At 68.8% G+C, this 25,514-nt stretch carries 24 protein-coding genes; 10 read left to right on the forward strand and 14 right to left on the reverse strand.

The window, feature by feature from the left end; all coding sequences use genetic code 11:
• Positions 1–5 precede the first annotated feature (5 nt).
• On the forward strand, positions 6–1,220 hold the full coding sequence (locus DMH01_RS13200; RefSeq protein WP_125676365.1) for an RNA polymerase sigma factor: 1,215 nt from the start codon (positions 6–8) through the stop codon (positions 1,218–1,220).
• On the opposite strand, the gene DMH01_RS13205 is transcribed toward DMH01_RS13200, so the two are convergent.
• Positions 1,217–1,669: a nuclear transport factor 2 family protein gene (locus DMH01_RS13205; RefSeq protein WP_125676367.1), complete on the reverse strand. Its 453-nt coding sequence runs from the start codon at positions 1,667–1,669 to the stop codon at positions 1,217–1,219. The genes DMH01_RS13200 and DMH01_RS13205 overlap by 4 nt on opposite strands.
• Before the next feature lie 3 nt (positions 1,670–1,672).
• On the reverse strand, positions 1,673–2,548 hold the full coding sequence (locus tag DMH01_RS13210; protein WP_125676369.1) for a TIGR03619 family F420-dependent LLM class oxidoreductase: 876 nt from the start codon (positions 2,546–2,548) through the stop codon (positions 1,673–1,675).
• Between the two features lie 110 nt (positions 2,549–2,658).
• Between DMH01_RS13210 and DMH01_RS13215 the strand changes: the two genes are divergently transcribed.
• On the forward strand, positions 2,659–3,432 hold the full coding sequence (locus DMH01_RS13215; protein ID WP_125676371.1) for a hypothetical protein: 774 nt from the start codon (positions 2,659–2,661) through the stop codon (positions 3,430–3,432).
• Between the two features lie 443 nt (positions 3,433–3,875).
• Here the strand turns inward: DMH01_RS13215 and DMH01_RS13220 are convergent, their stop codons facing one another.
• Both DMH01_RS13220 and DMH01_RS13225 read right to left on the reverse strand, forming a co-directional pair.
• On the reverse strand, positions 3,876–4,685 hold the full coding sequence (locus DMH01_RS13220; protein ID WP_125676373.1) for an Fpg/Nei family DNA glycosylase: 810 nt from the start codon (positions 4,683–4,685) through the stop codon (positions 3,876–3,878).
• Between the two features lies 1 nt (position 4,686).
• The gene (locus DMH01_RS13225) at positions 4,687–5,160 is read right to left on the reverse strand and encodes a ribose-5-phosphate isomerase (protein WP_007034718.1); all 474 of its coding nucleotides are present in this window, start codon (positions 5,158–5,160) and stop codon (positions 4,687–4,689) included.
• A gap of 45 nt (positions 5,161–5,205) precedes the next feature.
• Between DMH01_RS13225 and DMH01_RS13230 the strand changes: the two genes are divergently transcribed.
• Both DMH01_RS13230 and DMH01_RS13235 read left to right on the forward strand, forming a co-directional pair.
• Complete coding sequence (locus DMH01_RS13230) at positions 5,206–5,925, forward strand: 2-phosphosulfolactate phosphatase (RefSeq protein WP_233621491.1); 720 nt, start codon at positions 5,206–5,208, stop codon at positions 5,923–5,925.
• Positions 5,922–6,725, forward strand: a complete 804-nt coding sequence (locus DMH01_RS13235) for an MBL fold metallo-hydrolase (RefSeq protein WP_125676377.1) — start codon at positions 5,922–5,924, stop codon at positions 6,723–6,725. The genes DMH01_RS13230 and DMH01_RS13235 overlap by 4 nt, the downstream gene beginning before the upstream one ends.
• Here the strand turns inward: DMH01_RS13235 and DMH01_RS13240 are convergent.
• The gene (locus DMH01_RS13240) at positions 6,722–7,342 is read right to left on the reverse strand and encodes a disulfide bond formation protein DsbA (protein WP_125676379.1); all 621 of its coding nucleotides are present in this window, start codon (positions 7,340–7,342) and stop codon (positions 6,722–6,724) included. The two genes, DMH01_RS13235 and DMH01_RS13240, sit on opposite strands and share 4 nt — an antisense overlap.
• Before the next feature lie 169 nt (positions 7,343–7,511).
• Here DMH01_RS13240 and pepN point away from each other — a divergent pair, with 169 nt between their 5' ends.
• Positions 7,512–10,085 (forward strand): aminopeptidase N, encoded by a 2,574-nt coding sequence (pepN, locus tag DMH01_RS13245; protein WP_125676381.1) that lies wholly within the window; start codon positions 7,512–7,514, stop codon positions 10,083–10,085.
• Between the two features lie 88 nt (positions 10,086–10,173).
• Here pepN and DMH01_RS13250 read toward each other — a convergent pair whose 3' ends face one another.
• On the reverse strand, positions 10,174–10,656 hold the full coding sequence (locus tag DMH01_RS13250; RefSeq protein ID WP_125676383.1) for a DUF5130 family protein: 483 nt from the start codon (positions 10,654–10,656) through the stop codon (positions 10,174–10,176).
• Complete coding sequence (locus DMH01_RS13255; RefSeq protein ID WP_125676385.1) at positions 10,643–10,900, reverse strand: hypothetical protein; 258 nt, start codon at positions 10,898–10,900, stop codon at positions 10,643–10,645. The genes DMH01_RS13250 and DMH01_RS13255 overlap by 14 nt, the downstream gene beginning before the upstream one ends.
• A 278-nt stretch (positions 10,901–11,178) precedes the next feature.
• Between DMH01_RS13255 and DMH01_RS13260 the strand changes: the two genes are divergently transcribed.
• Positions 11,179–11,532, forward strand: a complete 354-nt coding sequence (locus tag DMH01_RS13260) for a hypothetical protein (RefSeq protein WP_125676387.1) — start codon at positions 11,179–11,181, stop codon at positions 11,530–11,532.
• A 130-nt stretch (positions 11,533–11,662) separates the two neighbouring features.
• On the opposite strand, the gene DMH01_RS13265 is transcribed toward DMH01_RS13260, so the two are convergent.
• Positions 11,663–12,157 carry an HNH endonuclease gene (locus tag DMH01_RS13265; protein ID WP_007034711.1) on the reverse strand — a complete coding sequence of 165 codons (495 nt, stop codon included), beginning with the start codon at positions 12,155–12,157 and terminating at the stop codon, positions 11,663–11,665.
• Positions 12,158–12,567: 410 nt separating this feature from the next.
• On the opposite strand from DMH01_RS13265, the gene DMH01_RS13270 reads away from it, so the two are divergent.
• The 3 genes from DMH01_RS13270 to DMH01_RS13280 are packed head-to-tail and all read left to right on the forward strand — an operon-like array spanning position 12,568 to position 15,520.
• Entirely contained in the window at positions 12,568–13,551 is a 984-nt protein-coding gene (locus DMH01_RS13270) for a mechanosensitive ion channel family protein (RefSeq protein WP_125676389.1), read from the forward strand.
• Positions 13,552–13,571: 20 nt separating this feature from the next.
• Positions 13,572–13,967 carry a globin gene (locus DMH01_RS13275; RefSeq protein ID WP_125676391.1) on the forward strand — a complete coding sequence of 132 codons (396 nt, stop codon included), beginning with the start codon at positions 13,572–13,574 and terminating at the stop codon, positions 13,965–13,967.
• Entirely contained in the window at positions 13,967–15,520 is a 1,554-nt protein-coding gene (locus tag DMH01_RS13280; RefSeq protein ID WP_125676393.1) for a glycoside hydrolase family 13 protein, read from the forward strand. The genes DMH01_RS13275 and DMH01_RS13280 overlap by 1 nt, the downstream gene beginning before the upstream one ends.
• Before the next feature lie 33 nt (positions 15,521–15,553).
• Here DMH01_RS13280 and DMH01_RS13285 read toward each other — a convergent pair whose 3' ends face one another.
• Together DMH01_RS13285 and DMH01_RS13290 are read right to left on the reverse strand one after the other, a co-directional pair.
• Positions 15,554–16,489: a hypothetical protein gene (locus tag DMH01_RS13285; protein WP_125676765.1), complete on the reverse strand. Its 936-nt coding sequence runs from the start codon at positions 16,487–16,489 to the stop codon at positions 15,554–15,556.
• Between the two features lie 128 nt (positions 16,490–16,617).
• The gene (locus DMH01_RS13290; RefSeq protein ID WP_125676394.1) at positions 16,618–18,078 is read right to left on the reverse strand and encodes an LVIVD repeat-containing protein; all 1,461 of its coding nucleotides are present in this window, start codon (positions 18,076–18,078) and stop codon (positions 16,618–16,620) included.
• Between the two features lie 87 nt (positions 18,079–18,165).
• On the opposite strand from DMH01_RS13290, the gene DMH01_RS13295 reads away from it, so the two are divergent.
• A complete protein-coding gene (locus DMH01_RS13295; protein WP_125676396.1) occupies positions 18,166–18,819 on the forward strand; it encodes a DUF305 domain-containing protein in 654 nt (217 codons plus the stop codon).
• A gap of 151 nt (positions 18,820–18,970) precedes the next feature.
• Here DMH01_RS13295 and DMH01_RS13300 read toward each other — a convergent pair whose 3' ends face one another.
• From DMH01_RS13300 to DMH01_RS13315, 4 genes are all read right to left on the reverse strand, one after another.
• Positions 18,971–19,258 (reverse strand): hypothetical protein, encoded by a 288-nt coding sequence (locus DMH01_RS13300; RefSeq protein WP_125676398.1) that lies wholly within the window; start codon positions 19,256–19,258, stop codon positions 18,971–18,973.
• A gap of 62 nt (positions 19,259–19,320) precedes the next feature.
• Positions 19,321–19,956: a hypothetical protein gene (locus tag DMH01_RS13305; protein WP_125676400.1), complete on the reverse strand. Its 636-nt coding sequence runs from the start codon at positions 19,954–19,956 to the stop codon at positions 19,321–19,323.
• Positions 19,949–20,368 carry a thioesterase family protein gene (locus DMH01_RS13310; RefSeq protein ID WP_125676402.1) on the reverse strand — a complete coding sequence of 140 codons (420 nt, stop codon included), beginning with the start codon at positions 20,366–20,368 and terminating at the stop codon, positions 19,949–19,951. The genes DMH01_RS13305 and DMH01_RS13310 overlap by 8 nt, the downstream gene beginning before the upstream one ends.
• Entirely contained in the window at positions 20,368–25,341 is a 4,974-nt protein-coding gene (locus tag DMH01_RS13315) for an NAD-glutamate dehydrogenase (protein WP_125676404.1), read from the reverse strand. The genes DMH01_RS13310 and DMH01_RS13315 overlap by 1 nt, the downstream gene beginning before the upstream one ends.
• Between the last annotated feature and the right edge of the window lie 173 nt (positions 25,342–25,514).

A 25,514-nucleotide genomic window follows, 5' to 3' on the forward strand; every position in this document is an offset into this window, starting at 1 on the left:
GCGTCGTGAAGGACGATTGTCAGGTGGAAGCGCTCCTGCGGGAGCTGGCCCCGCAGGTCATCGGGTTGCTGGTGCGCAAGCATGGGCAGTTCGACGCCTGTGAGGACGCCGTCCAGGAAGCCCTGCTCTCGGCCGCGCAGCAATGGCCGGAGCAGGGCATCCCGGACAGTCCGAAATCCTGGCTCGCGACGGTCGCCTCCCGGCGGCTGGTGGACGAGTGGCGCAGCGAGAGCGCGCGACGGCGGCGCGAGGAGAACGACGCGCTGATGGCCCCCGCTCCAGCCGCTGTGTCCGATTCGGACGACACGCTCACCGTTCTTTTCCTGTGCTGCCACCCATCCCTGTCCCCGCCGTCGCAACTCGCGCTCACCCTGCGCGCCGTCGGCGGCCTGACCACGGGCGAGATCGCGAACGCCTTCCTCGTCCCGGAATCGACGCTGGCCCAGCGGATCAGCCGGGCGAAACAGACCATCAAGAAGGCGGGCGCCGAGTTCGTCCTGCCGCCCGCCGGGGAGCTGACCGAACGGCTCCGGGTCGTCCTCCAGGTCCTGTACCTGATCTTCAACGAGGGCTACACGACCAGCGGCGGCCCCGACTTGCACCGCGCCGACCTGACCGCCGAGGCGATCCGGCTGACCAGGCTGCTCCGGCGGCTCATGCCGGACGAGGACGAGGTCACCGGCCTGCTCGCGCTCATGCTGCTGACCGACGCCCGCCGCGCCGCCCGCGCCGGTGAGGACGGCTCGCTCGTCCCCCTCGCCGAGCAGGACCGCTCGCGCTGGAACGCGGAAATGATCGCCGAAGGCGTGTCGCTGGTCAGCGAGGCCTTGGCGGCGGGCCCGGTCGGGCCGTACCAGGTGCAGGCCGCGATCGCCGCCGTCCACAGTGAGGCGCCCACCGCGGCCGACACGGACTGGTCGCAGATCCTCGCGCTCTACGACGTGCTCGAGAAGGTATCGCCCGGCCCGGTCGTCACGCTCAACCGCGCCGTCGCGGTCGCCGAGGTCAACGGGCCGGAAGCGGGCCTCGAACTGCTGGCCACGCTCGACGACGACAGCCGGATGAGCCAGACCCACCGGCTCGATTCCGTCCGCGGGCACCTGCTGGAGCTGGCCGGGGACACCGGCGCCGCGCGCGAGGCCTATCTCCGGGCCGCGGGCAAAACCGCGAGCGAACCCGAGAAGCAGTACCTGACGCGGCGCGCGGAGCGGCTCGGCTAAGCCGTGTCCTCGGCCTTTCGGGCCGTGGCCATGGCACGCTCGGTTTCCCAGAACGCGCGCATCGACACGATCAGCCCGTCTTCGCGCACCCGGTAGACGAACACGCCGTCGGTGTCGACGCGGTAGCCGCCGGGCAGATACGTCGTGATCGTGCCGACGTTCGCGACCTCGTCACCGGCCGCGTGCGAGTCGCGGATCGTGAACCGGAAGCGCTCGACGTTCGCGATCGTCTTGTCCCAGAAGGCACTGATGCCGTCCTGCCCGTGATGGCCTTTGCCTTCCTCGTCGAACATCGAGGGACCGATGGGGTCTTCGACCACGGCGTCTCCGGCGAAGAGCGCGAGCCAGGCGGCCTTGTCCCCGGCGGTGACGGCGGTCATCGAGCGGAACGCGGCCTGGCGCGCGGGCGGCTGCTCAGTGGCCGGATCCCAGCAGACGTCGACACCCATGGTTCAGTCTCCGATCTTCGCGATGATCTCGTCGCCGAACTTCTTGATGGAATCCAGCTTCGGGCCGACTTCGGCGTCGAAACCGAGGCCGTCGAACACCCACGGCATGGTGATGATGTCGGTGACGCCGATGTCGCCCTGCTCGCGGTAGCCGTCGAGACCGAACTTGTCGATGCAGACGGCCTGGTACTCGAAGGGATCGCCGTCACGGCCCTGGTCGGCCAGCAGCCCGCGCAGTTTGGCGATCGTGTCGCGGAGGTCGTCGAACTTCATCATCGCCGACGACCAGCCGTCGGCGACGCGCGCGGCCCGGCGCAGCGCGACGTCGGTGTGCCCGCCGATGTAGAACGGCACCCGCGACGGCGGCGTCGGGCTCATCCGGAGCTTGTCGAAGTCGAAGAACTCGCCGTGGAATTCGACCATCCCGCCGTCGAGGATCAGGCGCAGCACCTCGATGGCCTCGTCCACGCGTTTGCCGCGCTTTTCGTACGGCGCGCCGCACCAGCGGAACTCCTCCGGCGACCAGCCGACGCCGAGCCCGAGCCCGAAGCGGCCACCGGTCAGCGCCGCGACCGAGTTGACCTGGCGCGCGAGGAGGACGGGATTGCGGGAGCCCAGTTTGAGCACGGAGGTGTAGAAGGTGAGCCGTTCGGTGACCGCGCCCATCGACGCCGCCGCGATCAGCGGATCGGCCCAGGGCGTCTCCTCGGTCCAGAAGCGGCTGCCGTCGGGCGTGTACGGATAGTCGGCCGAGACCGTTTCGGAATAGAACAGGGAATCCGGGAGCGCGATCGAGGAGAAACCCGCTTCTTCGGCCGCGCGGGCGAGCTCGCCCAGCTGATCGAGCGGGTTCATCGCGATCGACAGGGTGAACTTCATGGAGCCGAACTATAACGTGTTCTAGTTTCTCCCGCCAGTGCGCGCGGGAACCACCGGCGGGCCCGCCGCGTTGATCGGAGCAAAGGCCGAACGATTCCTGGAGTGAACCCATGGGCACCGCGATCTTCCTGATCGTGCTCCTCGTCGTCGTGGTCGGCGGCGGCATCTACTTCGCGAAAGCCCAGGCGGCGGCCAAGAAGCGCCAGCTGGACGACGCGAAGGCCGACGCACGGCGCCTCGTCGAGCGGCTCGGCGGTCAGGTCATGAACCTCACCGGCACGGACACCGCCTCCCAGCAGGCGATGGCGGACGCGTCCGAACGTTTCACCGCGGCGGGCTCCCAGATGGAGCAGGCACAGACCGTCGAACAGGCCCGGCTGGTGCGCGAGACCGCCATCGAAGGGCTCTACTACGTCCGCGCGGCCCGCCTCGCGATGGGCATGGACCCCGGTCCGGAACTGCCCGGCAGCGAAGAGCGCGATCGGGCGGGCAAGGTCACCGAGTACCGCTCGGTCGACGTCGAGGGCGAGCACTACGAGGCTTCGCCGGACCCGAGCCAGCGGACGCCGCACTACTACCCCGGCGGCCGCGTGGCGGGCCGTCCGGTGCCGCAGGGCTGGTACAGCGAGCCGTGGTGGAAGCCCGCGCTCGTCGCCGGCGCGTGGGGTCTCGGTTCGATGCTGCTGTTCAGCGCGATGTTCTCCGGCATGGCGGGTATCGCGAGCGCGTCGGCCTGGGAATCGGGCTATGACGCGGGCCAGGAGGACGCCGGCGCCGGTGATGCCGGCGGCGACGCGGGCGGGGACGCAGGCGGAGATGCCGGCGGGTTCGACGGCGGCGGCTTCGATGGGGGCGGCTTCGACGGCGGAGGCTTCGACTTCTAGCGCCGCTGTGGCGCTCCCGGGCGTGCAATGAAGGGGCCTTTCATAGCAAATTTTGCTATGAAAGGCCCCTTCATTGCATCCGGCACCGAGGCTCGTCAGGCGGGCTGGCAGCTTGGGCGGGGGTCGCGAGTGGCGATGTCACATGATCGACTGGACGACACGCGTGCTCCGGCGGACGACACGCGTGCCTAGATGGACGACACGCGCACTGGGACTCTCTTCCTTGTGCCCGGCTGAAGTCCACTTAGGTACCTGACCCACCCCTGGTTCTAATCCGAATCACCTCACGACCAGCGTGACTCCCGGCTTGGCGCGGAGGCATCCTTCGAGGCGCCTGCACTCGCCGAGACGGGGCCCATAGATGTCGCGAAAGCCACTTTCGAGACGTCAGACGTCCCGAAAGTGGCTTTCGCGACGCATCACAGGGCCCTTCACCCGGCTCGTCAGGCGGCCTGGCAGGTCGGGCACCAGAAGAGGTTCCGCGCCGCCAGATCGCTCCGCAGCACCGCCGTCCCGCACACGAGACAAGGCATCCCCTCGCGCCGGTAGACGTAGACCTCGCCCCCGTGCCGGTCCTGCCGCGGCGCGCGGCCCGTGACCTCGGGCAGGTGTTCCGGCGCGACCGTGTCGATCCGTCCCACCCGGACACCGTGCCGCATGAGCGTCACAAGATCCGCCCACATGTCGTCCCACAGCCCGCGGTCGAGCGCGCGGCCGGGGACGAGCGGGGCGACACCGTGCCGGAACAGGACTTCGGCGCGATACACGTTGCCGACGCCCGCCAGCACCGACTGGTCCATCAGCAGTGCCGCGATCGACGTCTTCGATCGCGAGATCCGCTCCCACGCCTTGTCCGGCTTCGCGTCACGGCGCAGTGGATCCGGGCCCAGCCGCGCCTTGATCGCGTCGACCTGGGGTCCGTCCAGGAGTTCACACCGGGTCGGGCCGCGCAGGTCGGCGAAATGTGTCGGACCGGCCAGTCGCATCCGCACCTGCCCCACCGGTTCCAGCGCGGGCAGCGGCACGTCGGAAAACGTGCCGTAGAGGCCGAGGTGGACGTGCACCGTCCCGTGTGGACCGTAGTCGTGGAACAGGTGTTTCCCGTACGCCTCGGCCTTCACCAGCATCCGGCCGTCCAAACGGGACGCTTCGGCGGCGAAGCGCCCTTGCGGGCTGCTCACCTCGACCGGGTGACCGGCGAACCGGCGTTTGTGCAGACGTGCCAGGCGATGGAGCGTATGCCCCTCGGGCATGTCAGTGCTCGGGCAGCGGCGGCGGCCAGCCGGTGTTCTCGTAGTCCAGGATCTGCTGGACGCGGCGGCCGTGGCGCTCGTCCGGGCTCGGCGGGGTCGCGAGGAACGCCTCGACGATCTCCGTGGCCTCTTCGGTGGTGTGCATCCGCGCGCCGACGCCGATCAGCTGGGCGTGGTTGTGCTCGCGGGTGAGCTTCGCGGTCTCGACGCTCCACGCGAGGCCGGCGCGGGCGCCCTTCACCTTGTTGGCCGCGATCTGCTCGCCGTTGCCGGAGCCGCCGACGACGATGCCGAGGCTGCCCTCGTCCGCGACGACACGGCGGGCCGCCTCGATGCAGAAAGCGGGGTAGTCGTCGGCCGCGTCGTAGACGAAGGGGCCGACGTCCTCGACGTCGTGGCCCTGCTCCTTGAGGTGGGCCACGAGGTGGTTCTTCAGTTCGAAACCGGCATGGTCGGAGCCAAGGTAAACACGCACAGCGCGGAGTCTGCCATCACGTTCCGCGGCGAGCATGCTGTGGGGGTGGACATCGGACTCGAATGGGGAAGCGAGGGCGTCGCCGCCCTGGGTGCGGACTGCGCCGTACTCGTCATCGTCGACGTGCTTTCCTTCTGCACCACAACGGATCTCGTGCTCGGCAACGGCGGCCGGGTGCTGCCGGTCCGCTGGCGCGATCAGCGCCGTGGGGAGGCCGCGAAAGCGCAAGGCGCCATCCTCGCGGGTGAAAAACACTGGTCCTTGCGACCTTCGTCTGTGACGGAAATCCCTTCCGGCACACTTCTCGCGCTCCCCTCCCCCAATGGCGCCACGCTCTGCGACGCGGCCGCCACGACCGGTGCCGTCGTCCTGGCGGGATGCCTGCGCAACGCGACCGCCGTCGCCGCCCGCGCGGCGGAGCTGGCGAACGGGCGCCCGATCGGTGTCGTCCCGGCCGGGGAACGCTGGGGTATCGACATCCGCTCCGAAACCAAGACGTTCGGACCGCTCAGGCCGTGTGTCGAGGACCAGCTCGGCGCGGGGGCGATCGTCGCGGCGCTGGACGGCTACGGCCGCCTGTCGGCCGAAGCCCGTCTCGCGGCCGTCGCGGCAAAAGCGATCGACATCGCCGAAGCACTGACAGAGTGTTCTTCAGGACGCGAGCTCGCCGCGGCCGGACACGCGAACGACGTGGAACTCGCCGCGATGCGAGACACCAGCGGCACGGTTCCGGTGCTGCGCAACGGAATTCTGGAGGATTCGTGACTTGGCTCGAACTCGCGGACGGCGTGTACGCCCGCCGTTACGAGGAGCTGGACCTGACCGTCGGCCTCGTCGTGGGCAGTGAGCGCTGCCTGGTCGTCGACGTCCGCGGCGACGTCGACCAGGGCGCCGAACTGGCCGCGGCGGTACGGGAGATCACGCCGCTGCCGTGGTCGGTCGTCTACACCCACGCCCATTTCGACCACGCCTTCGGCACGACGGCGTTCCTGCCGTGCGACGTCTGGGCGCACGAAGGGTGCGTGGCCGAGCTGACCACCTACGGCGAAGGCGCGCGGGACAAGTGGATCCAGCACTATCTCGGCGAAAACCGGCCCGAGATGGCGGAGGCACTGAAGCGCACCGAGATCACCCTGCCGGACAAGCCAGTCACCGACAGCGCCGAGATCGACCTCGGCGGCCGCACCGTCGTGCTGCGCTTCCTCGGCCGGGCGCACACCGATCACGACCTGTTCGTGCACGTGCCCGACGCGGGAGTCGTCTACGCGGGCGACGCCGTCGAGAACGCCGAAGCGGGCTTCAGCGCGTTCTCGTTCAACGACGGCAGTTTCGTGGCCGAATGGCCCGGCGTGATGGACGCGATCCTCGCGCTGGAGCCGAAGATCATCGTGGCCGGGCACGGGGACCCCGTCGACACCGCGTTCATCGAGAAGCACCGCGACGGGCTGCGCGAACTCGTCGCGCTCAAGACCCGGATCGCGGCGGGAGACCTCACGACGGACGAAGCCGTCGCGAGGTCGTCCTACCCCGACGATGTCACCAGGGCCGCACTGGCGACGCCTTAGTCGAAGTTCAGCTCACCGGACCGGGTGCGCTTCAGCTCGAAGAAGTCCGGGTAGCTCGCCAGCGCGCGGGCGCCGTCGAAGACCTTGACGGCGTCCTCGCCGCGCGGGATCGAGCTGAGCACCGGGCCGAAGAAGGCGACGCCGTCGATGTGGATGGTCGGGGTGCCGACGTCCATTCCGACCGGATTCATACCTTCGTAGTGACTCTTTTTCAGCGCTTCGTCGTACTCGGCCGACTCCGCGGCCTCGGCCAGCTCGGCCGGCGCGCCGATGGCTTCGAGGGTCTCCTTGATGACCTTCGGGATGTCCTTGTCGCCCTGGTTGTGGTGGCGCGTGCCGAACTCCGTGTAGAAGTCGCGCAGCGCCTCCTCGCCGTTCTTCTGCGCCAGCGCGGTGGCGACGCGGACCGGGCCCCAGCCGCGCTCCAAGAGCTCCTTGTACTGCTCAGGCAGGTCCTCGCGGCCGCTGTTGAGCTCGGACAGGCTCATGATCCGGAACCTCAGGTCGAGGTCGCGGTGCTTCTCCACTTCGAGGATCCAGCGCGAGCTGATCCAGGCGAAGGGGCAGATCGGATCGAAGTAGAAGTCGACCTTGGTCTTCTCGGACGGGGCGGTCATCAGGTTCTCCCAGTGCCATCGTCTTGGGGTGGGCCGGTGCGCACACCGGTGCTACACAGCGAGCCAACATCGCGGCCGTCGGCGTTGTTCCCGTCGTCAGCACGGGCCTCGACATGATTGGATGCCTGTAGTTGGAAACCAAAACCGATACCGATGACCAGAGGTGCCAGTGCCCGCCCCCAACCTGACCCGAGACCAAGCCAAGCTGCGCGCGGAGCTGCTCGACGTCGAGTCCTACGACATCGAGCTGGATCTGACCGACGGCCGCGGCGGTCCCGGTGAAAAGACCTTCACGTCGAAGACGACGATCAAGTTCGCCAGCGCCAGAAGCGGCGAAGCGTCGTGGGTCGACATCGTCGCCGAGGGGATCGAGTCGGCCGTCCTCAACGGGACGGAACTCGACGTCAGCGGGTACGTCGAGGACAAGGGCGTCGAGCTGCCCGCGCTCGCCGAGTCGAACGAGCTCGTCGTGGACGCGGTCTGCCGCTACATGAACACCGGCGAGGGCCTGCACCGGTTCGTCGACCCGGTCGACGACGGCGTCTACCTCTACACGCAGTTCGAGACCGCGGACGCGAAGCGTATGTTCGCCTGCTTCGACCAGCCCGACCTCAAGTCGGTGTACCGGCTCACCGTGCTCGCGCCGAAGGACTGGAAGGTCATTTCGAACGCGCTGGTCGAGTCGGCCGAGGAGACCCCGGATGGGGCCGTCCGCACCGTGTTCAAGGTGTCCGAGCGGATCTCGACCTACCTGGTCGCGCTGATCGCGGGCCCGTACAGCGAGTGGCGCGACGAATTCACCGACGAGCACCGCACCATCCCGCTGGGGATCTACTGCCGCGCCTCGCTCGCCGAGCACATGGACGCGGACAAGCTCTTCACCGAGACCAAGCAGGGTTTCGCCTTCTACCACGAGAAGTTCGCCACCCCGTACCCGTTCTCCAAGTACGACCAGCTGTTCGTGCCGGAGTTCAACGCGGGCGCGATGGAGAACGCCGGCGCGGTCACCTTCCTGGAGGACTACGTCTTCCGCAGCCGCGTCACCCGCTACGCCTACGAGCGCCGCGCCGAGACGCTGCTGCACGAGATGGCGCACATGTGGTTCGGCGACCTGGTCACCATGCGCTGGTGGGACGACCTGTGGCTGAACGAGTCGTTCGCGACCTTCGCGAGCGTGCTGGCCCAGGCCGAGGCCACCGAGTACAAGAACGCGTGGACCAGCTTCGCGAACATCGAGAAGTCGTGGGCGTACCGGCAGGACCAGCTGCCCTCGACGCATCCGATCGCCGCGGACATCGTCGACCTGCACGCGGTCGAGGTGAACTTCGACGGCATCACCTACGCCAAGGGCGCGAGCGTGCTCAAGCAGCTCGTCGCCTACGTCGGGCTCGAGTACTTCCTCGAAGGCCTCAAGGTCTACTTCGGCAAGCACGCCTGGGGCAACGCGACCCTGGCGGACCTGCTGGGCGCGCTGGAAGAGGCCTCGGGCCGCGACCTGTCGTGGTGGAGCGCGCAGTGGCTGGAGACCACCGGTCTCAACTCGCTGAGCCCGCGCTACGAGGTCGGCGCCGACGGCACGTACACCTCGTTCGCCGTCACCCAGACCGGTGCCAAGCCGGGTGCCGGCGAGCTGCGGACGCACCGGGTCGCGGTCGGCGTCTACGACGAGGACGAGAACGGCAAGATCGTGCGCAAGCACCGCGTCGAACTCGACGTCGACGGCGAGCGCACCGAGGTGCCGGGGCTGGTCGGTCTCCCGGCGGGCAAGCTCGTGCTGGTCAACGACGACGACCTGACCTACTGCACGATGCGGCTCGACCCGGCGTCGCTGACCACGCTGATCGACCGCATCGCCGACATCACCGACCCGCTGCCCCGCACGCTGTGCTGGTCGGCGGCGTGGGAGATGACGCGCGAGGCCGAGCTCAAGGCCCGCGACTTCGTCACCCTGGTGCAGCGCGGCGTGCACACCGAGACCGAAGTCGGTGTGGTGCAGCGGCTGCTGCTGCAGGCGCAGACGGCGCTGAACTCGTACGCGAACCCGGCGTGGGCGGCGGACAAGGGCTGGCCGGAGTTCTCTTCGCGGCTGCTGGAGCTGGCGCAGGGCGCCGAGGCCGGTTCGGACCACCAGCTGGCGTTCGTGAACTCGCTCGCCGGCTGCGTGCTCGACGACAAGACGCTGGCGATCATCGCGGGCTGGCTCGACGGCACGGCTCCGCTCGAGGGCCTGACCGTCGACACCGACCTGCGCTGGCGCCTGCTGCACGCGCTGGTCGCGCACGGCAAGGCGGAGAACCCCGAGATCGACGCGGAACTCACCAAGGACGACACCGCCGCCGGACGGCGTCAGGCGGAGCGTTCGCGGGCGCTGCGGCCGACCGAGGACGCGAAGGCCGACGCGTGGCAGCGGGCCGTGTACGACGACGAGCTGCCGAACGCGGTCAGCGACTCGCTCATCACCGGTTTCTCCCACCCGGGCCAGAAGCACCTGCTCGGCGGCTACGTGACGCGCTACTTCGAGGTCATCGACGAGGTGTGGCAGCGGCGCTCCAGCGAGCGGGCGCAGCCGACCGTCGTCGGGCTGTACCCGTCGTGGGCCGTCGAGCCGTCGACGGTGGAGGCGTCGGACGCGTGGCTGGCCGGGGAGCACCCGGCGGCGCTGCGCCGTCTCGTGTCGGAAGGCCGGGCCGGGATCGTGCGGGCGCTGGCCGCCCGTGAGTTCGACTCGCAGGCCGGGGTCTAGAAAGAGCTGAAGGGGCCCTTCACCGCATGCGATGCGGTGAAGGGCCCCTTTGCTGCGTCTTATGCGGGGAAAGTCCCCTTCAGCTCCGTCAGTGCTGCGGAGCGCCCGCCTGGTCGCTCAGCATGCGGAGGGCGTTCACGAGGCCACCGATGAGGTCGCCCTCCTTGAAGGAGGCGACCATGCTCGCCACGGCGAGCTTCGCGCCGCGGTCGGGCAGCCGGTACCGGGCCTGCGAGCCCGTCACGATCTCGATGACGCGCTGGCCGGGCGACACGGCGACGATCACGCCGTCGGCCGGGTTGTCGGTCGAGCTCAGCAGGCCTTCGGCGGTGACGCGGGTGTCCTCGCCGAGGTCACCGAGGTACACGCTGAAGTCCAGGCCGGTCTCACGGCTGGCCAGCGTCAGCGCCTCGTCCAGCCGGGCAAGCTGCTGGGTCGTGAATGGGCTGTTCGGACCAGCCGGTTCGTACATCTTGGCGGCGGAAATCCGGCCGCTGGACGTAACGGCGGCGCCGTAACCGGGCTCTTCGTCAACAGCGGTGGACGAATGGGTCAGTTCACCAGTTGCCACGAGCGCCTCCCGTCACCGAAGCTCCGTCCGCCGCACCGACGGCGGTCGCGCCGCCCGCGTGCGAATGCCTGGCGCCGACACCGTCGGGGTTGGCGCTCCACCACATGGCCGGGTACTCCCACGGCTGCCCCGGCCGGTACCGGGCGACGCCCGCGCCCTTCGACCGCAGCGTGGCCACCCCGCAAAGCGCGTAGATGGCCAAGGGGATCACCGCGAAGACCAGGATCGTCTCGACAAGGTTCACGCGCGTGAGCGTATCCGATGGCGTGTGACCACACCCGCTCGCACGGCATCTACCGCTCGTCGCCCGGAGGGCTCCGTCCGCCGCTTGCCGCGAAAGCGCTCCCACGTTGGGGCGAAGCCCTCAAGGCCGAAAGGTTGCAACTCAACGTACGGGCGGCCGCACCCGGCGCTGTCGTCTTGTCGCGGCCTTGAAATCCTCGTAGCTTTTTCACCTGTACGGGCCTTGCGCCCAGCTCCCCCACCCCAGCAGGTAACGCACCGGTCGCAGGAGGATATGTCATGCAGAGCACCCAGACACCCGGCCAGGCGATCATCGACGACATTTCGTCACTCTTCGAAATTGAATTCGTGCCCGGTACGCGTGTGACGGCGGGCACACGGGTTACGCGCGGTACTCGTGTCACTCGCGGTACGCGGGTCACCGCCGGCACCCGGGTGACCCGTGGCACCCGCGTCACGCGAGGCACCCGCGTCACCGCCGGAACCCGCGTCACGCGTGGCACCCGGGTCACTCGCGGCACCCGCGTGACCGCTGGAACCCGCGTCACCTGTGGCACGCGTGTCACCCGGGGCACCCGCGTCACCCGTGGCACCCGCGTCACCTGCCAGAACGACTTCTCGCTCGCCGCCTGAGTTCGAGCACGACCGGTCAAGTAGGGGACGGCGTACTCGTAACGAGCTTCACCACGGCATCATCGGCCCGCCCCGGCCGCCGCGAGGCAGCCGGGGCGCCGACGTGTTCAGAGGCCCGGTCAGGATGCGATCAGGCCGCGGTTCCCAGGTACGGCCGCCACAACGGGTCGGCCTCCTTCGAATGCGCGAGCAACCGCCAGTGCGGCCCGTGCGGGGCCCTCGGCACGACGCGCAGGCGCCAGCCGATCTCGGAAAGCAGCTTGTCCGCCTTCCGGTGGTTGCACTTGGCGCAGCAGGCCACGCAGTTCGTCCAGCTGTGGGGGCCACCACGACTGCGCGGGACGACGTGGTCGATCGTCTCGGCCCGCCCTCCGCAGTAGGCGCAGCGGTACCGATCGCGGTGCATCAGCCCGGCCCGGGTCAGCGGCACCTGCGCGCGGTAGGGCACGCGCACGTAGGTGCTCAGGCGGATCACCGAAGGCACGGGCAGCGAGACCGTGGCGGCGTGCAGTTCGAGACCCGCCGGGTCGCCGTGCACCACCTCGGCTTTGCCGCACATCACGAGGACCACCGCCCGCCGCAACGGCAGCGCCGTGAGCGGTTCGAACGTGGCGTTCAACAGCAATACCCGTCTGCGGCCCCACGAATTCGTGGTGGGTGCCGCCGTGGTCGACGGGTCCCGCCCTCTACGCTGTCCGGGCGGGCGGGCAACACCCCCTGGCCGCGTTCCCGGCCCGCCCGGTGGAGCCCCGTGCGAGGGGGCCCCTCCCGGATGGGCGCGCAACACGACCTCCGGCGCCTGTCCGGCCAAGGCTTGGCTCGGGACGCCGAGGGGGATGGGTTGTCGGTCTGGCACTCGACCACCTCCACCGGTGCAGGCATAGTCGACCACAGATCAGCCCCAAAGTGCACGTGTGTTACTGGACGTGTCACATGCGCGCGACCCGGCGGCCACTTGAAGTTGGGTGTCCCGCCTCCGCCGGGGCCGAGCGGCGTGACCGATCCCCGCCGAGTACGAAAGGACATTTCCTCTCCGTGAACCTGCTGCCCACCGAACCCCCGGCCTGTACCCGCGAGGCCGGCAGCCTGTGCTACCAGGTGTTCCAGGTCACAAAGAACGAATGGCTCTCCGCCTCCGCGGGCTGGCTTCTGACGAAGCCGCTCAGGATCCTGATGATCGTCGCCGTGGCGTTCCTGCTGCGGTACCTGGTGCGACGCCTGATCAACCGCGTGACGCGGATGCCCGGCGGCGGCTCCTCGAAGAAGCTGCCCGCCCTGTTGAGACCGCTGCGGGAGAGGGCTCCCGAGGTGCTCGGGTCCGCGGTGATGGAACGGCGCCGTCAGCGCGCCGCCACCATCGGCTCGGTGCTCAAGTCGATGGCGACGTTCCTGATCTACGGCCTCGCGTTCATCCTGGTACTGGGCGAACTGGGCATCGACCTGGCGCCGATCATCGCTTCGGCGGGCATCGTCGGTGTCGCGCTCGGTTTCGGCGCGCAGAACCTGGTCAAGGACTTCCTGTCCGGCATGTTCATGATGATCGAGGACCAGTACGGCGTCGGTGACGTCGTCGACGTCGGCGAGGCGTCCGGCACCGTCGAGGCCGTCGGCCTCCGGATCACCACCTTGCGTGACATCAACGGCACCGTCTGGTACGTCCGCAACGGCGAGGTGCTGCGGGTCGGCAACTCGAGCCAGGGCTTCGCGGTCGCCGTCGTCGACGTCCCGCTCAGCTACTCCGCCGACGTCGAGAAGGCCACCGAACTGATGGCCGAGAAGGCGAAGACGCTCCTGGAGAGCGAGGGGCTCGCACCGAACGTGCTGGAGCCGCCGGAGATGCTCGGTGTGGAGACCGTCACCCCCGAGAGCATCAAGCTCCGCCTGACGGTGAAGGTCCGGCCGGGCAAGCAGTGGGCCGTGCAGCGCGCGCTGCGGGCGCATCTGCTCGCCGCGTTCGACGAAGCCGGCTTCGAGCCACCTCTGGGGCGCTTTATGTCCTCCGGCCCCGCCCCGCAGTAGGACAAGGGCAGAATGGAGCTGTGTCCGTGACCGAACCTGACCCCACCACCTTGTACGAAGCGATCGGCGGCGAACCCGTCTTCACCCGGATCGTCGCTCGGTTCTACGCCGAAGTGGCGGTCGACGAGGTGCTTCGCCCGCTGTACCCCGAGGAGGACCTCGGCCCGGCCGAGGAGCGTTTCCGGCTGTTCCTCATGCAGTACTGGGGCGGCCCGCACACCTACTCGGACCAGCGCGGTCACCCTCGGCTGCGGATGCGGCACGCTCCGTTCAAAATCGGCCCGATCGAACGCGACGCCTGGCTGCGCTGCATCAAGATCGCGGTCGACGAGGAGAACATCGAGGAGCCCTACCGCTCACAGCTGTGGGCGTACCTGGAGATGGCCGCCAACAGCATGATGAACAGCTTCGTGTGATGGAACGCGACGTGGCTTGGTGGGCCCAGGCGGTCTTCTACCAGGTCTACGTACGCTCGTTCGCCGATTCGGACGGGGACGGCGTCGGTGACCTCGAAGGCATCCGCGGCAAGCTCGGGTACCTGGAGCTGCTCGGGGTCGACGCGCTGTGGCTGACGCCGTTCTACCGGTCCCCCATGGCCGACCACGGCTACGACATCGCCGACCCGCGCGACGTCGACCCGATGTTCGGCACCCTCGGCGATTTCGACGTCCTGCTGACCGAGGCGCACAAACGCGGCATCAAGGTCACCGTCGACGTCGTCCCCAACCACACCAGCAACACCCACGCCTGGTTCAAATCGGCGATGGCGGCGCCGCCGGGCAGCCCGGAACGGGATCGCTACATCTTCCGTGACGGGCTCGGCCCGCGCGGCGACCAGCCGCCGAACAACTGGGTCAGCGCGTTCGGCGGCCCGGCGTGGACGCGCGTCCCGGACGGCCAGTGGTACCTGCACCTGTTCTCGCCGCAGCAGCCTGATCTGAACTGGACCAACCACGAGGTCGCCGCCGATCTGGAACGGACCCTGCGGTTCTGGCTGGACCACGGCGTGGACGGTTTCCGCGTCGACGTCGCGCACGGCATGGCGAAACCGCCCGGCCTGCCGGACATGGATCCGCGGGTGAACGCGCTCGGGCCGAGCGAGTTCTACGATCCGCGGTTCGACAACGACCGCGTCCACGAGATCCACCAGATGATCCGCAAGGTGCTCGACGAGTACCCGGGCACCATGGCCGTCGGCGAGATCTGGGTGACCGACGAGGAACGTCTCGCGCGCTACCTGCGGCCCGACGAGCTGCACCTGGCGTTCAACTTCCGGCTCGTGCTCACGCATTTCGACGCGGACGCGTTGCGGACGGCCATCGAGCGGTCGCTGGCGGTGCCGAAGTCCGCCGGCGCGCCCGCCACCTGGACGTTGAGCAACCACGACGTCTGGCGGCAGGTCAGCCGGTACGGCGACGGGGAACGCGGCGTCCGGCGCGCGCGGGCGATGGCGCTCGTCGAGCTCGCGCTGCCCGGGGCGGTCTATCTGTACAACGGCGAAGAACTGGGGCTCGGCAACGTCGACCTCCCGCCGGAAGCGCTCGCGGACCCGCGGGCCAAGACCTCCGGCGCCGAGTTCGGCCGGGACGCGTCACGCGTGCCGCTGCCGTGGGAAGGCGACCTGCCGCCGTTCGGGTTCTCGCGCAATCCGCGCACGTGGCTGCCGATGCCCGCTTCGTGGGCGTCGGTGACCGTGGAAGCGCAGCTGGAGGATCCGGCGTCGACGCTGTCGCTGTACCGGCGGGCGATCGAGATCCGTAAGTCGCACAAGGCTTTCCGCGGCGACGACCTCGAATGGTACGGCGCGCCCGCGGGGTGTTTCGCGTTCCGGCGGCGCGGCGGCGGGCTGGTGTGCGCGCTGAACACGTCGGCGAGCCCGATCGCGCTGCCGCCGGGTGAGGTGCTGCTGTCGAGCGTTCCGCTGGTGAACGGGAAACTGCCGCCGGACGCGGCCGCCTGGCTCGTGTGATCCCGGTCGGGAGATCAGACGAGCCAGTGCGACTCAGTTCACCACGATGTAATAGTCGCGGCTGCCCTCCGACCGGGTGCCGTCCGCGGTCCGGCTGTAGGCCTTGACGGAGTACCAACCCGAAGCGGCAGGTGTGAAGGTGAAGCTCGCCGTGCCGTCGGCCGCGGCCGGGACCACCGTCGGCTTGCTCCAGTCCTCGTCGAAGTAGTAGGTGTACTCGACAACACCCGGCGTACGAGGGGTCAGGGTGAAGACGCCGGAGATGCCGGGACCACCACTGCCCTGGGAGTCCGGGTAGTCGGTGCTCGCCACCAGCGGGGCGTCACTGGCCGTGTAAGGCCTGTTGGCGATGCCGGACTTCAATCCCGCGCCGCTCGTGCTCCACACGTAAAGCCGGTGAAACCCCTTGCTCGCCGTGACGACGTTCGCCGTCGTGGTGGCGCCTGCCGAGGCCGCGACGGTGGTCTCGGGCCCGTCGTCGATCCGGTACGTGTAGGAGACGACGTCGGCCATACCGGGCGTGAACTGGAACTCGGCGGGCAAGCCGACGCCGGTTTCCCTCGGTCCCCTGATCGAGGGCTCTGTCGACTTCACAGAGAAGTGGTGGACGTGCTGAGGCGACCGGTTGCCCGCGCTGTCGACGCTAGCAACGTAGAGATCGTTCGGGCCGGAAGTCTGCGGGATGTAGGAAACGGTCGCCGTCCCGCCAGGGTGGTCGGCCGCCACGAAAGTGCCGGCCGGATCGGTGTTCCCGTAATAGAACCCGATGACCGCGTCATCACCGTTGGCGTTGAAGGTGAACGAACCCGGCATTCCGGCGCCGGGGTGCCAGGCACCGTCGTCCGGGTACTCGGCCGATGTCACCGTGGGCTCGGCGATCAGGGATGTGGCGCTCGCCTGGGCCGGTGCGGCGCTGAATGCCACCACCCCGATGGCCAGGAGCGCGGTGAATCTACGACGAAGCTTCATCTCGAAAACCCCCAGATAGATCATGCTGTCAGCGACAGCTAAGCACAGATCCATCCGGGCACAGACGCAATAAACGGGCCGTTCCTTGCGAAATTCACAAGGAACGGCCCGTTCATAGCGCTACCGGACTACTTGTTGAAGCCCGGGTGCAGCTTGTACTGCGTCTGGGCGTTGAACTCGTTCTGCCGGACGAGCTTCGCCGGGAAGGTCCGCCAGTCGTTGAGGGCCAGGACGTCCAGGCCCTTCACGATGTCGGACGAGTAGATGTGGCCGTTGTACCAGTACGCCGACCACGTCCCACCGCCGACGAGCTTCTCGTTCGAGAGCGGGCCACGCTCCCAGAACGCGATCTCCTTCGGGTTCTTCGCGTCGGTGAAGTCCCACACCGAGACGCCGCCCTGGTACCAGGACTGGACCATGATGTCCTTGCCCTGCACGGGGATCAGCGAACCGTTGTGCGCCACACAGTTCTCGGTCTCGGACTGGAGACGCGGGATCTTGTAGTAGCTGACGAACTCCAGCTTGCGGTCGTCGCCGCGGCCGGTGATCTGGTAGATGCCGTTGGCGCCGCGGGTGGAGCCGAACTTCTCCAGGCAGGTCGCCATCCCACCGCCGCCGAGCTCGTCGGTGAAGACGATCTTGGTGGCGTCGTTGTTGAAGGTGGCGCTGTGCCAGAACGCGAAGTTCACGTTGTCCTGCACGCGGTGGATGACCCGCGGCTTGAGCCGGTCGGAGATGTCGAGCAGGACGCCGTCACCCATGCAGGCACCGGCCATCAGGTCCTTCTCCGGCAGCGCCGTCAGGTCGTGGCAGCCGGTGGTCGGCGAGCGGCGGGTGCCGTCGGGGTTGGTGCCGCCGGGGTTGCCGCCGCCGTCCTCCGCCGGGAACAGCACCGGCGTCGCGACGAGCGAAGCCTTCGCCGGGTCCTTCACTGGGACCTTGATGATCGACAGCTTGTCGTGCGGCGGCTGGCAGTCGGGCAGGTTGGCCGCCGGCGCGTACGACGAGACGTAGATGTAGACGTCCTTGCCGCGCTTGTCCGGCACCAGGGTGTTGGTGTGCGAACCGCAGTCCGTCTCGATCGCCGCGACGTACTTGGGCGCCGCGAGGTTCGAGATGTCGAAGATCTTGATGCCCTCCCACGACGTCTTGTCCGAGGCGGGCTTCGAGACGCTGGTGCACGAGTTGTCGCTGCGCGACGCGTCGGTCGAGAGGAAGAGCAGGTCACCGGAGACCGACACGTCGTTCTGCCCGCCGGGGCACAGGACCTGGCTGACGATCTTCGGGCGGTACGGGTTGCGGACGTCGAAGACGTTGAAACCGTCGTAGGTGCCGACGATCGCGTGTCCCTTGGTGAACGCGATGTCGGTGCCGGTCGAGTCCTTGGTGAACGGTCCCTGCTGCGGGACGTTCGCGATCGACCGGAGGTTGGGGCTGTGGACGATCTCGTCCACGCCCGGAATCGCGGTCGCCGACGGTTCGGCGATGACGGCCGGCGCGGCGAGCGCGCTGGAGGCCCCGAGGGCGGCGACTGCGGCCGCCGACACGAAGACCCTGGTCAAGCGGCGTTTCAGCCCAGGCTGCAGCACGATATGGCTCTCCTTCCACCCAGCTTTACGCGCACCTTATTCCTTATTTAGGCTCAACAGATACCGACCAACGGAGGAACTCCCGGGATGAGAAAAAGTTTGACATCGGCCCTGGTCGCCGCTGCTTTCGTAGTCTCGGGCTGCACCGGCGACGAAACCCCGGCGCAACCGGCCCAAAGTGCTCCGGTGATCGTGCCCGGGAAGCCCGGAGAGCAGGCGGGCACCGGCACCCCCGGCCCGGTGAACCGCGATCAGCCCAACGAGGCCGACGTCGAGTACATGACGATGATGATCCCCCACCACCAGCAGGCGAAGGTGATGACCGACCTGGTGCCGGGCAAGACCGCGAACGAGCAGATCCGGGCGATCGCCGGGCGGATCTCGGTCGCGCAGGACGGCGAGGTCACGATGATGAAGACCTGGCTGTCCGACCGCGGCAAGCCGGTGCCGGGCGACGGGCACGCGGGCCACGGTGGGCACGGTGGCGGGCACGATCACGCGCTCATGCCGGGCATGGCGACCGAGGCCCAGCTGGCGGATCTGCGCGCGGCGAACGGGGTGGCGTTCGAAAAGCTGTTCCTCGACCTGATGATCGCGCACCACCAGGGCGCGCTGACCATGGCCGAAACCCAGCTCGGCAAGGGCGTGGAGATCAAGGCGCAGGAGATGGCGCAGGAGGTCATCACCGGCCAGTCCGCCGAGATCGAGCGCATGAAGACCATGTTGTCTGCCATGCGCTGACGCAAACATTTCGCAGGGCAGAACCGCGAACACGTCACTCTGAGCCCGAAAGTGCCCTGCAAAACGTTTCCGTGGCCTTCGGCCAAAGAGGGCGCATGGCGTGAAGTCTCCGTCGGGCGCAGAGCGCCCTTGGGGAGACGCGCTCGAAGCTCTAGGCGTCGCCGGAGGAGCCCATATCGAAACCGGTGTCGTCGGAGTCGTCGAGAGTGCCCGAGACGATCCAGGTCGCCAGCGCGGCGGCCTGGACGTAGGGCGCCGCCTTCGCCGCGGCCCGGCCGGCGGATTTGGCGCGCCCCCACTTCTCCGGGCGTTCGGCGCGTTCCGGCGCCTCCTCACCCGGCGGGCGCTCGGTCCGCCACGGGGTCTCCTCCGGCCGGACCTCGGCGAGGAAGTCCGCGGTCGGGTCCTCCCCGTCCTTGCCGGCGTCCTTGTCGCTCATGGGGACAGCCTGACACCGCGGGCGGCGGGAAGCCACCCGCGGCGTGAAGCGTAAGGACTCTGTCAGAACAGCAGCGGCAGGAGCGCGTGACGGCGCTTGAGCACCGCGCCGTACCGCGCGTCGATGCGCATCCACGAATCCGTCGCGGTCACCCGGACGACGTCGCCGTCGATCGACGAGTCCACGAAACCCATCCCCGACAACGCGAACAGGCACCGCATCTGGACCTTGATCTCCTGCTCGTTGCCCGAAACGGTGAGCACCGTCTGGTCCATCAGCGAGGCGGGCGGGTTGCCGTGCGGGCCGACGTTGTCGCGGGCCAGTGTGACGCCCCGATCGGCCAGCTCCGAGATCACCGTCGCCGGCAGTTCGTCCACCAGCTGCCAGCGGCCGGGGGCGGGCAGCTCGGAATGCCACATCAGGTCACGGGCCGGGCCCGGATCCATCCGCTCACCGCCGGCGACGGTCAGCGCGGCGAGCAGCTCGTTCCCGGACACGGTGACGTCCGACGGCGTGATGTCGCCGGCGACCGCCCTGGTGGCGAGGACCTCGAACGGGGTCGTGCTCCACGCCTCGACGACACCGTCACCGCGCTGCCGCAACCGCACCAGCGTGTTCTGGTCGAGCCGGACCGCCCTGGCCACGAACGCGCCGAGCGTTTCGCGGTCACCCGCGTCCGGGATGACGAGTTCAGGCATCCGCGAACCCCTTCTCCAGGAAGGCACGTTCGTCCTCGGTCAGCCGCCGGGGCCGTTCCGACGCGGTGTCGAACGGCGCGAGCACCGTCTCGGCGGTGACCGCGACCTTGTCGGCCTCGGCCGGGCCGGCGTGCACCCGGTAACCGAGGGTGAAGCTGGCGTGCTTCAAGTCCTTCAACGAGATCTCCACCCGGATGTCCTGATCGGACACCACGATCGGCGAACGGTAATGGACGGCCAGCTTCACCACCACGATGCCCTTGGGCAGTTCGGTGAGCCCCGCGCGGACGGCGTCCCCGAACAGCAGGGGGATCCGTGCCTCTTCGAGCAGGGTCACCAGATTCGCGTGGTTGACGTGCCCGTAGACGTCCATATCCGACCAGCGCGGCCGGATCAGGGAAATGTAGCTCACTACCTCACCGTGCTCCGGATCTGCCTCGCCGCCACCGACAGTGTCGCCAGGTCGAGCTTGCCGGACTGGCTGATCTCGTCCAGCGCGACGCGGGCCCGCTGCAACCGCGAAGCGTTCGTCTTCTCCCAGTGGGCGATCTTCTCGTCCGGGTCGGTGCCCGAATCGCTGTGCCGCAAGGCGTCCAGCGTGATCGTCCGCAAGGAACCGTAGACGTCGTCCCGCAGCGCCAGCCGCGCGAGCGCGTGCCAGCGGTTGCCGCGTTCGAGACCGCTGATCGACGTCAGCATCTTGTCGATGCCGAGGTGATCGGAAAGCGCGTAGTACAGGCCCGCGGTCTCCGCCGGGGTGTGGACCGCGTCGATCCCCACCTGCTGCTCGGCCAGCTCCGCGACGTCGGTGACGTCGAGCAGGCCGTAGGTGTGCAGCAGCAGCGCCACCCGTCCGGCGAGTTCCGCCGGGACACCCTTCTCGATCAGCCGCTCGGTGTTCGCGTCCACCGAAGCGCACTCGACACCGCGAAGCAGTTCGTGCGCCCGCGGGGCCAGCTCGCCGACGACGCGGCCGAACCGGTTGATCTCGGCGAGCGGGGCCAGCGGCTGCGGCCGGTTGGTGAGGAACCAGCGGGCGGCCCGATCGAGCAGCCTGCGGGTCTCCAGCATCATCTCGTCCGCGACCTCGGTCGGCACGACATTGTCCAGCGCGTCGATCTGGGCCCACAGCGACGGCAGGTCGTACACGTGGGTGACCACGGCGTACGCGCGGACGGCGTCGGTCGCGGTCGCGTTCATCTCCTCCATCAGGCGGAAGACGTACGAGATCCCGGCGCCGTCGACGACCTCGTTGGCCACCATCGTCGTGATGATCTCGCGCTTCAGCGGGTGCTGGAAGATCGCGTCGCCGAAGCGCTCCCGAAGCGGCTTCGGGAAGTACTCGGGCAGACGACGCGAGAACACCTCGGAGTCCGGCAGCTCGCTCGCCAGCAGCTCGTCCTTCAGGTCGAGCTTGACGTGCGCGAGCAGCGTCGCCAGCTCCGGCGAGGTGAGGCCTTCGCCCGCCTTCTCCAGCGCGCGGAACTCCGCCGAACTCGGCAGCGCTTCGAGCTTGCGGTCGAAAGCGCCCTTCGCGACCAGCGCCGCGACGAGCCGCTGGTGCACCGAGACCATCGGGCCGGCGTGCGCCCGGCTGACCCCGAGCACGGCGTTCTGCCGGTAGTTGTCGGCCAGCACCAGCTCGCCGACCTCGTCGGTCATCTGCTCCAGCAGTTCGTTGCGCTGCTCGGCGTCCAGCGATCCGGTCGAGATCAGGTGGTCCAGCAGGATCTTGATGTTGACCTCGTGGTCGGAGCAGTCGACGCCGGCCGAGTTGTCGAGCGCGTCGGTGTTGATCTTGCCGCCCGCGCGGGCGAACTCGATCCGGCCGAGCTGTGTCAGGCCCAGGTTCCCGCCCTCGCCGACGACCTTGACGCGAAGCTGGTTCCCGTTGACGCGCAGGGCGTCGTTGGCCTTGTCGCCCGCGTCCGCGTGGGACTCGTTCTCGGCCTTGACGTAGGTGCCGATGCCGCCGTTCCACAGCAGCTCGACCGGGGCCAGCAGGATCGCCTGCATGAGGTCGTTCGGCGCCAGCTTCGTGACGTCCTCGCCGAGGCCGAGCGCCTCGCGGACCTGCGGGCTGATCGGGATCGTCTTCGCCGAGCGCGAGTAGACCCCGCCGCCCTCGCTGATCAGCGAGCGGTCGTAGTCCTCCCACGACGACCGCGGCAGGTCGAACAGCCTGCGCCGCTCGGCGAACGAGGTCGCCGAATCCGGGTTCGGGTCGAGGAAGATGTGCATGTGGTTGAAGGCGGCCACGAGCCGGATGTGCTCCGAGAGCAGCATGCCGTTGCCGAAGACGTCACCCATCATGTCGCCGATGCCGACGACGGTGAAGTCCTCGGTCTGGGTGTCCTTGCCCAGCTCGCGGAAGTTGCGCTTGACGCTCTCCCAAGCGCCCTTCGCGGTGATGCCCATGGCCTTGTGGTCGTACCCGACCGAGCCACCGGACGCGAAGGCGTCGCCGAGCCAGAACCCGTAGTTCGCCGAGACCTCGTTCGCGATGTCGGAGAACTTCGCGGTCCCCTTGTCCGCCGCGACCACGAGGTAGCTGTCGTCGCCGTCGTGGCGGACCACCCGCGGCGCCGGGACGGTCTTGCCCTCGACCCGGTTGTCGGTCACGTCCAGCAGGCCGGAGATGAACATCCGGTAGCAGGCGATGCCCTCGTTCAGCTGGGCGTCGCGGTCCAGACCCGGGTCACCGGTCGCCGTCGGCGGGCGCTTCACGACGAAGCCGCCCTTCGCGCCGACAGGCACGATGACCGCGTTCTTGACCGCCTGCGCCTTGACCAGGCCGAGGATCTCTGTGCGGAAGTCCTCCCGGCGGTCGGACCACCGCAGGCCACCGCGCGCGACGTCGCCGAAGCGCAGGTGCACACCCTCGATCCGGGGCGAGTACACGAAGATCTCGTACTTCGGCCGCGGCTCGGGCAGCTCGGGCACCGCGCTCGGGTCGAGCTTGAGCGCGAGGTACTGGCGGGAGTTCCCGTCCTCGTCGGTGACGTGGTAGTTCGTGCGCAGCGTGGCGAGGATGACCGACATCAGCCGTCGCAGGATGCGGTCCTCGTCGAGGCTCGTCACCTCGTCGACCAGCTTGCCGATCTCGGTGGTGAGCTGGTCGGCCTGGGACGCACGGGCCTCGTCGCCGAGCGCGAGATCGAAGCGGGTCTCGAACAGCCGCACCAGCGCGGTGGCGATGTCGGTGTGGGCGAGGACGGTGTTCTCGATGTACTCCTGCGAGAACGGGATCTTCGTCTGGCGCAGGTACCGCGAATAGGCCCGCAGGATGGCCGCCTGGCGCCAGGTGAGCCCGGCGCGCAGGACGAGGCCGTTGAAGCCGTCGACCTCGCAGTCGCCGCGCCAGGCGGCGTGGAAGGCGTCCTGGAAACGGGTGCGGAGGTCGCTGTCCGCGTGGTCGAGGACCTGCGGGTCGATCCGCAGGCCGAAGTCGTAGATCCACGACCGGCCGCCGTCCTCGCGGCGCAGTTCGTACGGCCGTTCGTCGACGACCTCGACGCCCATCCGCTGCAGGACCGGGAGCACCTGGGAGAGGGTGACGCCCTCGCCGCGCAGGTACAGCTTGAAGCGCCGTTCCCCCGCCTCCGCGTCTGCGGGCAGGTAGAACGACATCGACAGGTCGCCCTCGTCGGTCAGCGACTCCAGGGCACGGAGGTCCGCGAGCGCTTCGAGCGCGGTGAAGTCCTCCTTGTAGCCCTCGGGGAACACCGCGGCGAACCGCTGCCCCTGCTCACCGGCGGACTCCTCGCCCACCAGGCCGATCGCGGCGCCGCTGTCCCCGACACGCCCGCGGCGCTCGGCGAGGATCGCCTCGACCATCCGGTCGTCCCAGCTGCGCACGGCTTCGTTGAGCCGTTCCTGGATGCGCAGGGTGTCCGGTTCGGACCGCTGCGACGGATCGGTGTGCACGATGAAGTGCACCTGCGCGAGCACGGTCTCGCCGATACGCGCGCTGTACTCCAGTTGCGTGCCTTCGAGTTCTTCGAGCAGGACCTCCTGCATCGCGAGCCGCGAACGGGTCGTGTAGCGGTCACGCGGGAGGTACACGAGGCAGGAGTAGAAACGGCCGTACGGGTCACGGCGCAGGAACAGGCGCAGCCGTCTGCGATCCGAAAGCGTGATCGCGCCCGTCGTCGTCGAGTACAGCGAGTCGGTGTCGGCCGAGAACAGGTCCGCGCGCGGCCAGTTCTGCAGCACTTCGAGCATCCGCTGGCCGGAGAAGGACTCCATCGGGAAGCCCGCGCGGTGGATGACCTCGCGGACCCGGTTGCAGACCACCGGGATGTCGAGGACGTTCTCGTGCAGCGCGGTGGTGGTGAACATGCCGAGGAACCGGTGCTCGCCGGTGACGTTCCCGTTGCCGTCGAAGGTTTTCACGCCGACGTAGTACGGATACACCGGACGGTGCACCGTGGACGGCGCACTCGCCTGGGTCAGCACCAGCAGCGTCGGCGCGAGCGCGGACGCCGCCGTGTCCGGACCGGCGGTGAGGCTGCGCGCGGCCAGGCTGTCCTGGCGCAGCACGCCCAGCCCGGTGGCGAGCACCGCGCGCAGGGCAGGTTCGTCGCTGTCCGGGTGGGGGTTGTCGATCAGCTCGTAGCGGCGGTAACCGAGGAAGGTGAAGTGGCCGTCGGCGAGCCAGCGCAGCAGCCGGGCACCCTCCGCGACCTCGTGCGGCGAGAGCTGGGGCGGATTCGCGTCCAGCTCGTCGGCGAGGCGGCGCGCCTGTTCCGCCATCTTGTCGGTGTCCTCGACGACCTCGCGGACATCACCCAGCACCGACGACAGCCGGTTGTCCAGCTCGCGGGCGCGGTTCGGGTCCGTCACCAGGTCGATCTCGATGTACATCCACGACTCGGCCGCCGAATTCGCCGGCGGCTCCGCCGGGTCGGCGTCCGGGTGGACCTCCAGCAGCTCACCGGTCAGATCCCGGCTCACCACGACGATCGGGTGCACGATGCGCTGCACCTGCACCCCGTCGCGCGCGAACTCGGCCGCGACGGAATCCACCAGGTACGGCATGTCGTCCGTGACGACCTGCACGACGGTCGCCTCACGCGTCCAGCCGTCTTCGGGGCCCGTCGGGTTCAGCAACCGCACCGCGGGACGGCCGGGCATCCGGTCCTTCGCGAGCTGCAGATGCGAACGGACGGCGCCGACGAGGTCGACCGGGTCGTCACCGAGAATCTCTTCGGCCGGGATGTGCCGGTAGTACAGGCGGATCAGGTCGCCGATCTCCGGGGCGTATGCCGCGGCGGCGTCGATCAGGTCGTCCCGGATCTGCTCCGGGTTCGCCGACCGGCGCCGGGCGCCATCCTCGGTGCCGACATCTTTTCCGGGCAGGGACGAGACTCCCGTCGAGCTCATTTGAGGCAACTCTCCACTGTAGCGAGATTGACACCGCGACCGGCACGACTCTGTACTGGCCCAGACCCAACCTACAGCTCCGGACAGTCGGCTCCACAAGGCCGGGTCCTTCCCGGCCGTCGAAGATTTCCCTGCTCAGATACCGGAATCGCCGTGATCGGTTCAGCTACTGG

Origin of the sequence: Amycolatopsis sp. WAC 04182 (assembly GCF_003947465.1) — a bacterium.
Classification (GTDB): Bacteria; Actinomycetota; Actinomycetes; order Mycobacteriales; family Pseudonocardiaceae; genus Amycolatopsis.

Coding starts and splice junctions, on each gene's coding strand:
- DMH01_RS13205 (WP_125676367.1), bottom strand. CDS start 1,669: ATGGGTGTCGACGTCTGCTGGGATCCGGCCACTGAGCAGCCGCCCGCG.
- DMH01_RS13305 (WP_125676400.1), bottom strand. CDS start 19,956: ATGCCTGAACTCGTCATCCCGGACGCGGGTGACCGCGAAACGCTCGGC.
- DMH01_RS13260 (WP_125676387.1), top strand. CDS start 11,179: ATGCAGAGCACCCAGACACCCGGCCAGGCGATCATCGACGACATTTCG.
- DMH01_RS13300 (WP_125676398.1), bottom strand. CDS start 19,258: ATGAGCGACAAGGACGCCGGCAAGGACGGGGAGGACCCGACCGCGGAC.
- DMH01_RS13240 (WP_125676379.1), bottom strand. CDS start 7,342: ATGACCGCCCCGTCCGAGAAGACCAAGGTCGACTTCTACTTCGATCCG.
- DMH01_RS13315 (WP_125676404.1), bottom strand. CDS start 25,341: ATGAGCTCGACGGGAGTCTCGTCCCTGCCCGGAAAAGATGTCGGCACC.
- DMH01_RS13280 (WP_125676393.1), top strand. CDS start 13,967: ATGGAACGCGACGTGGCTTGGTGGGCCCAGGCGGTCTTCTACCAGGTC.
- DMH01_RS13220 (WP_125676373.1), bottom strand. CDS start 4,685: ATGCCCGAGGGGCATACGCTCCATCGCCTGGCACGTCTGCACAAACGC.
- DMH01_RS13210 (WP_125676369.1), bottom strand. CDS start 2,548: ATGAAGTTCACCCTGTCGATCGCGATGAACCCGCTCGATCAGCTGGGC.
- DMH01_RS13215 (WP_125676371.1), top strand. CDS start 2,659: ATGGGCACCGCGATCTTCCTGATCGTGCTCCTCGTCGTCGTGGTCGGC.
- DMH01_RS13285 (WP_125676765.1), bottom strand. CDS start 16,489: ATGAAGCTTCGTCGTAGATTCACCGCGCTCCTGGCCATCGGGGTGGTG.
- DMH01_RS13295 (WP_125676396.1), top strand. CDS start 18,166: ATGAGAAAAAGTTTGACATCGGCCCTGGTCGCCGCTGCTTTCGTAGTC.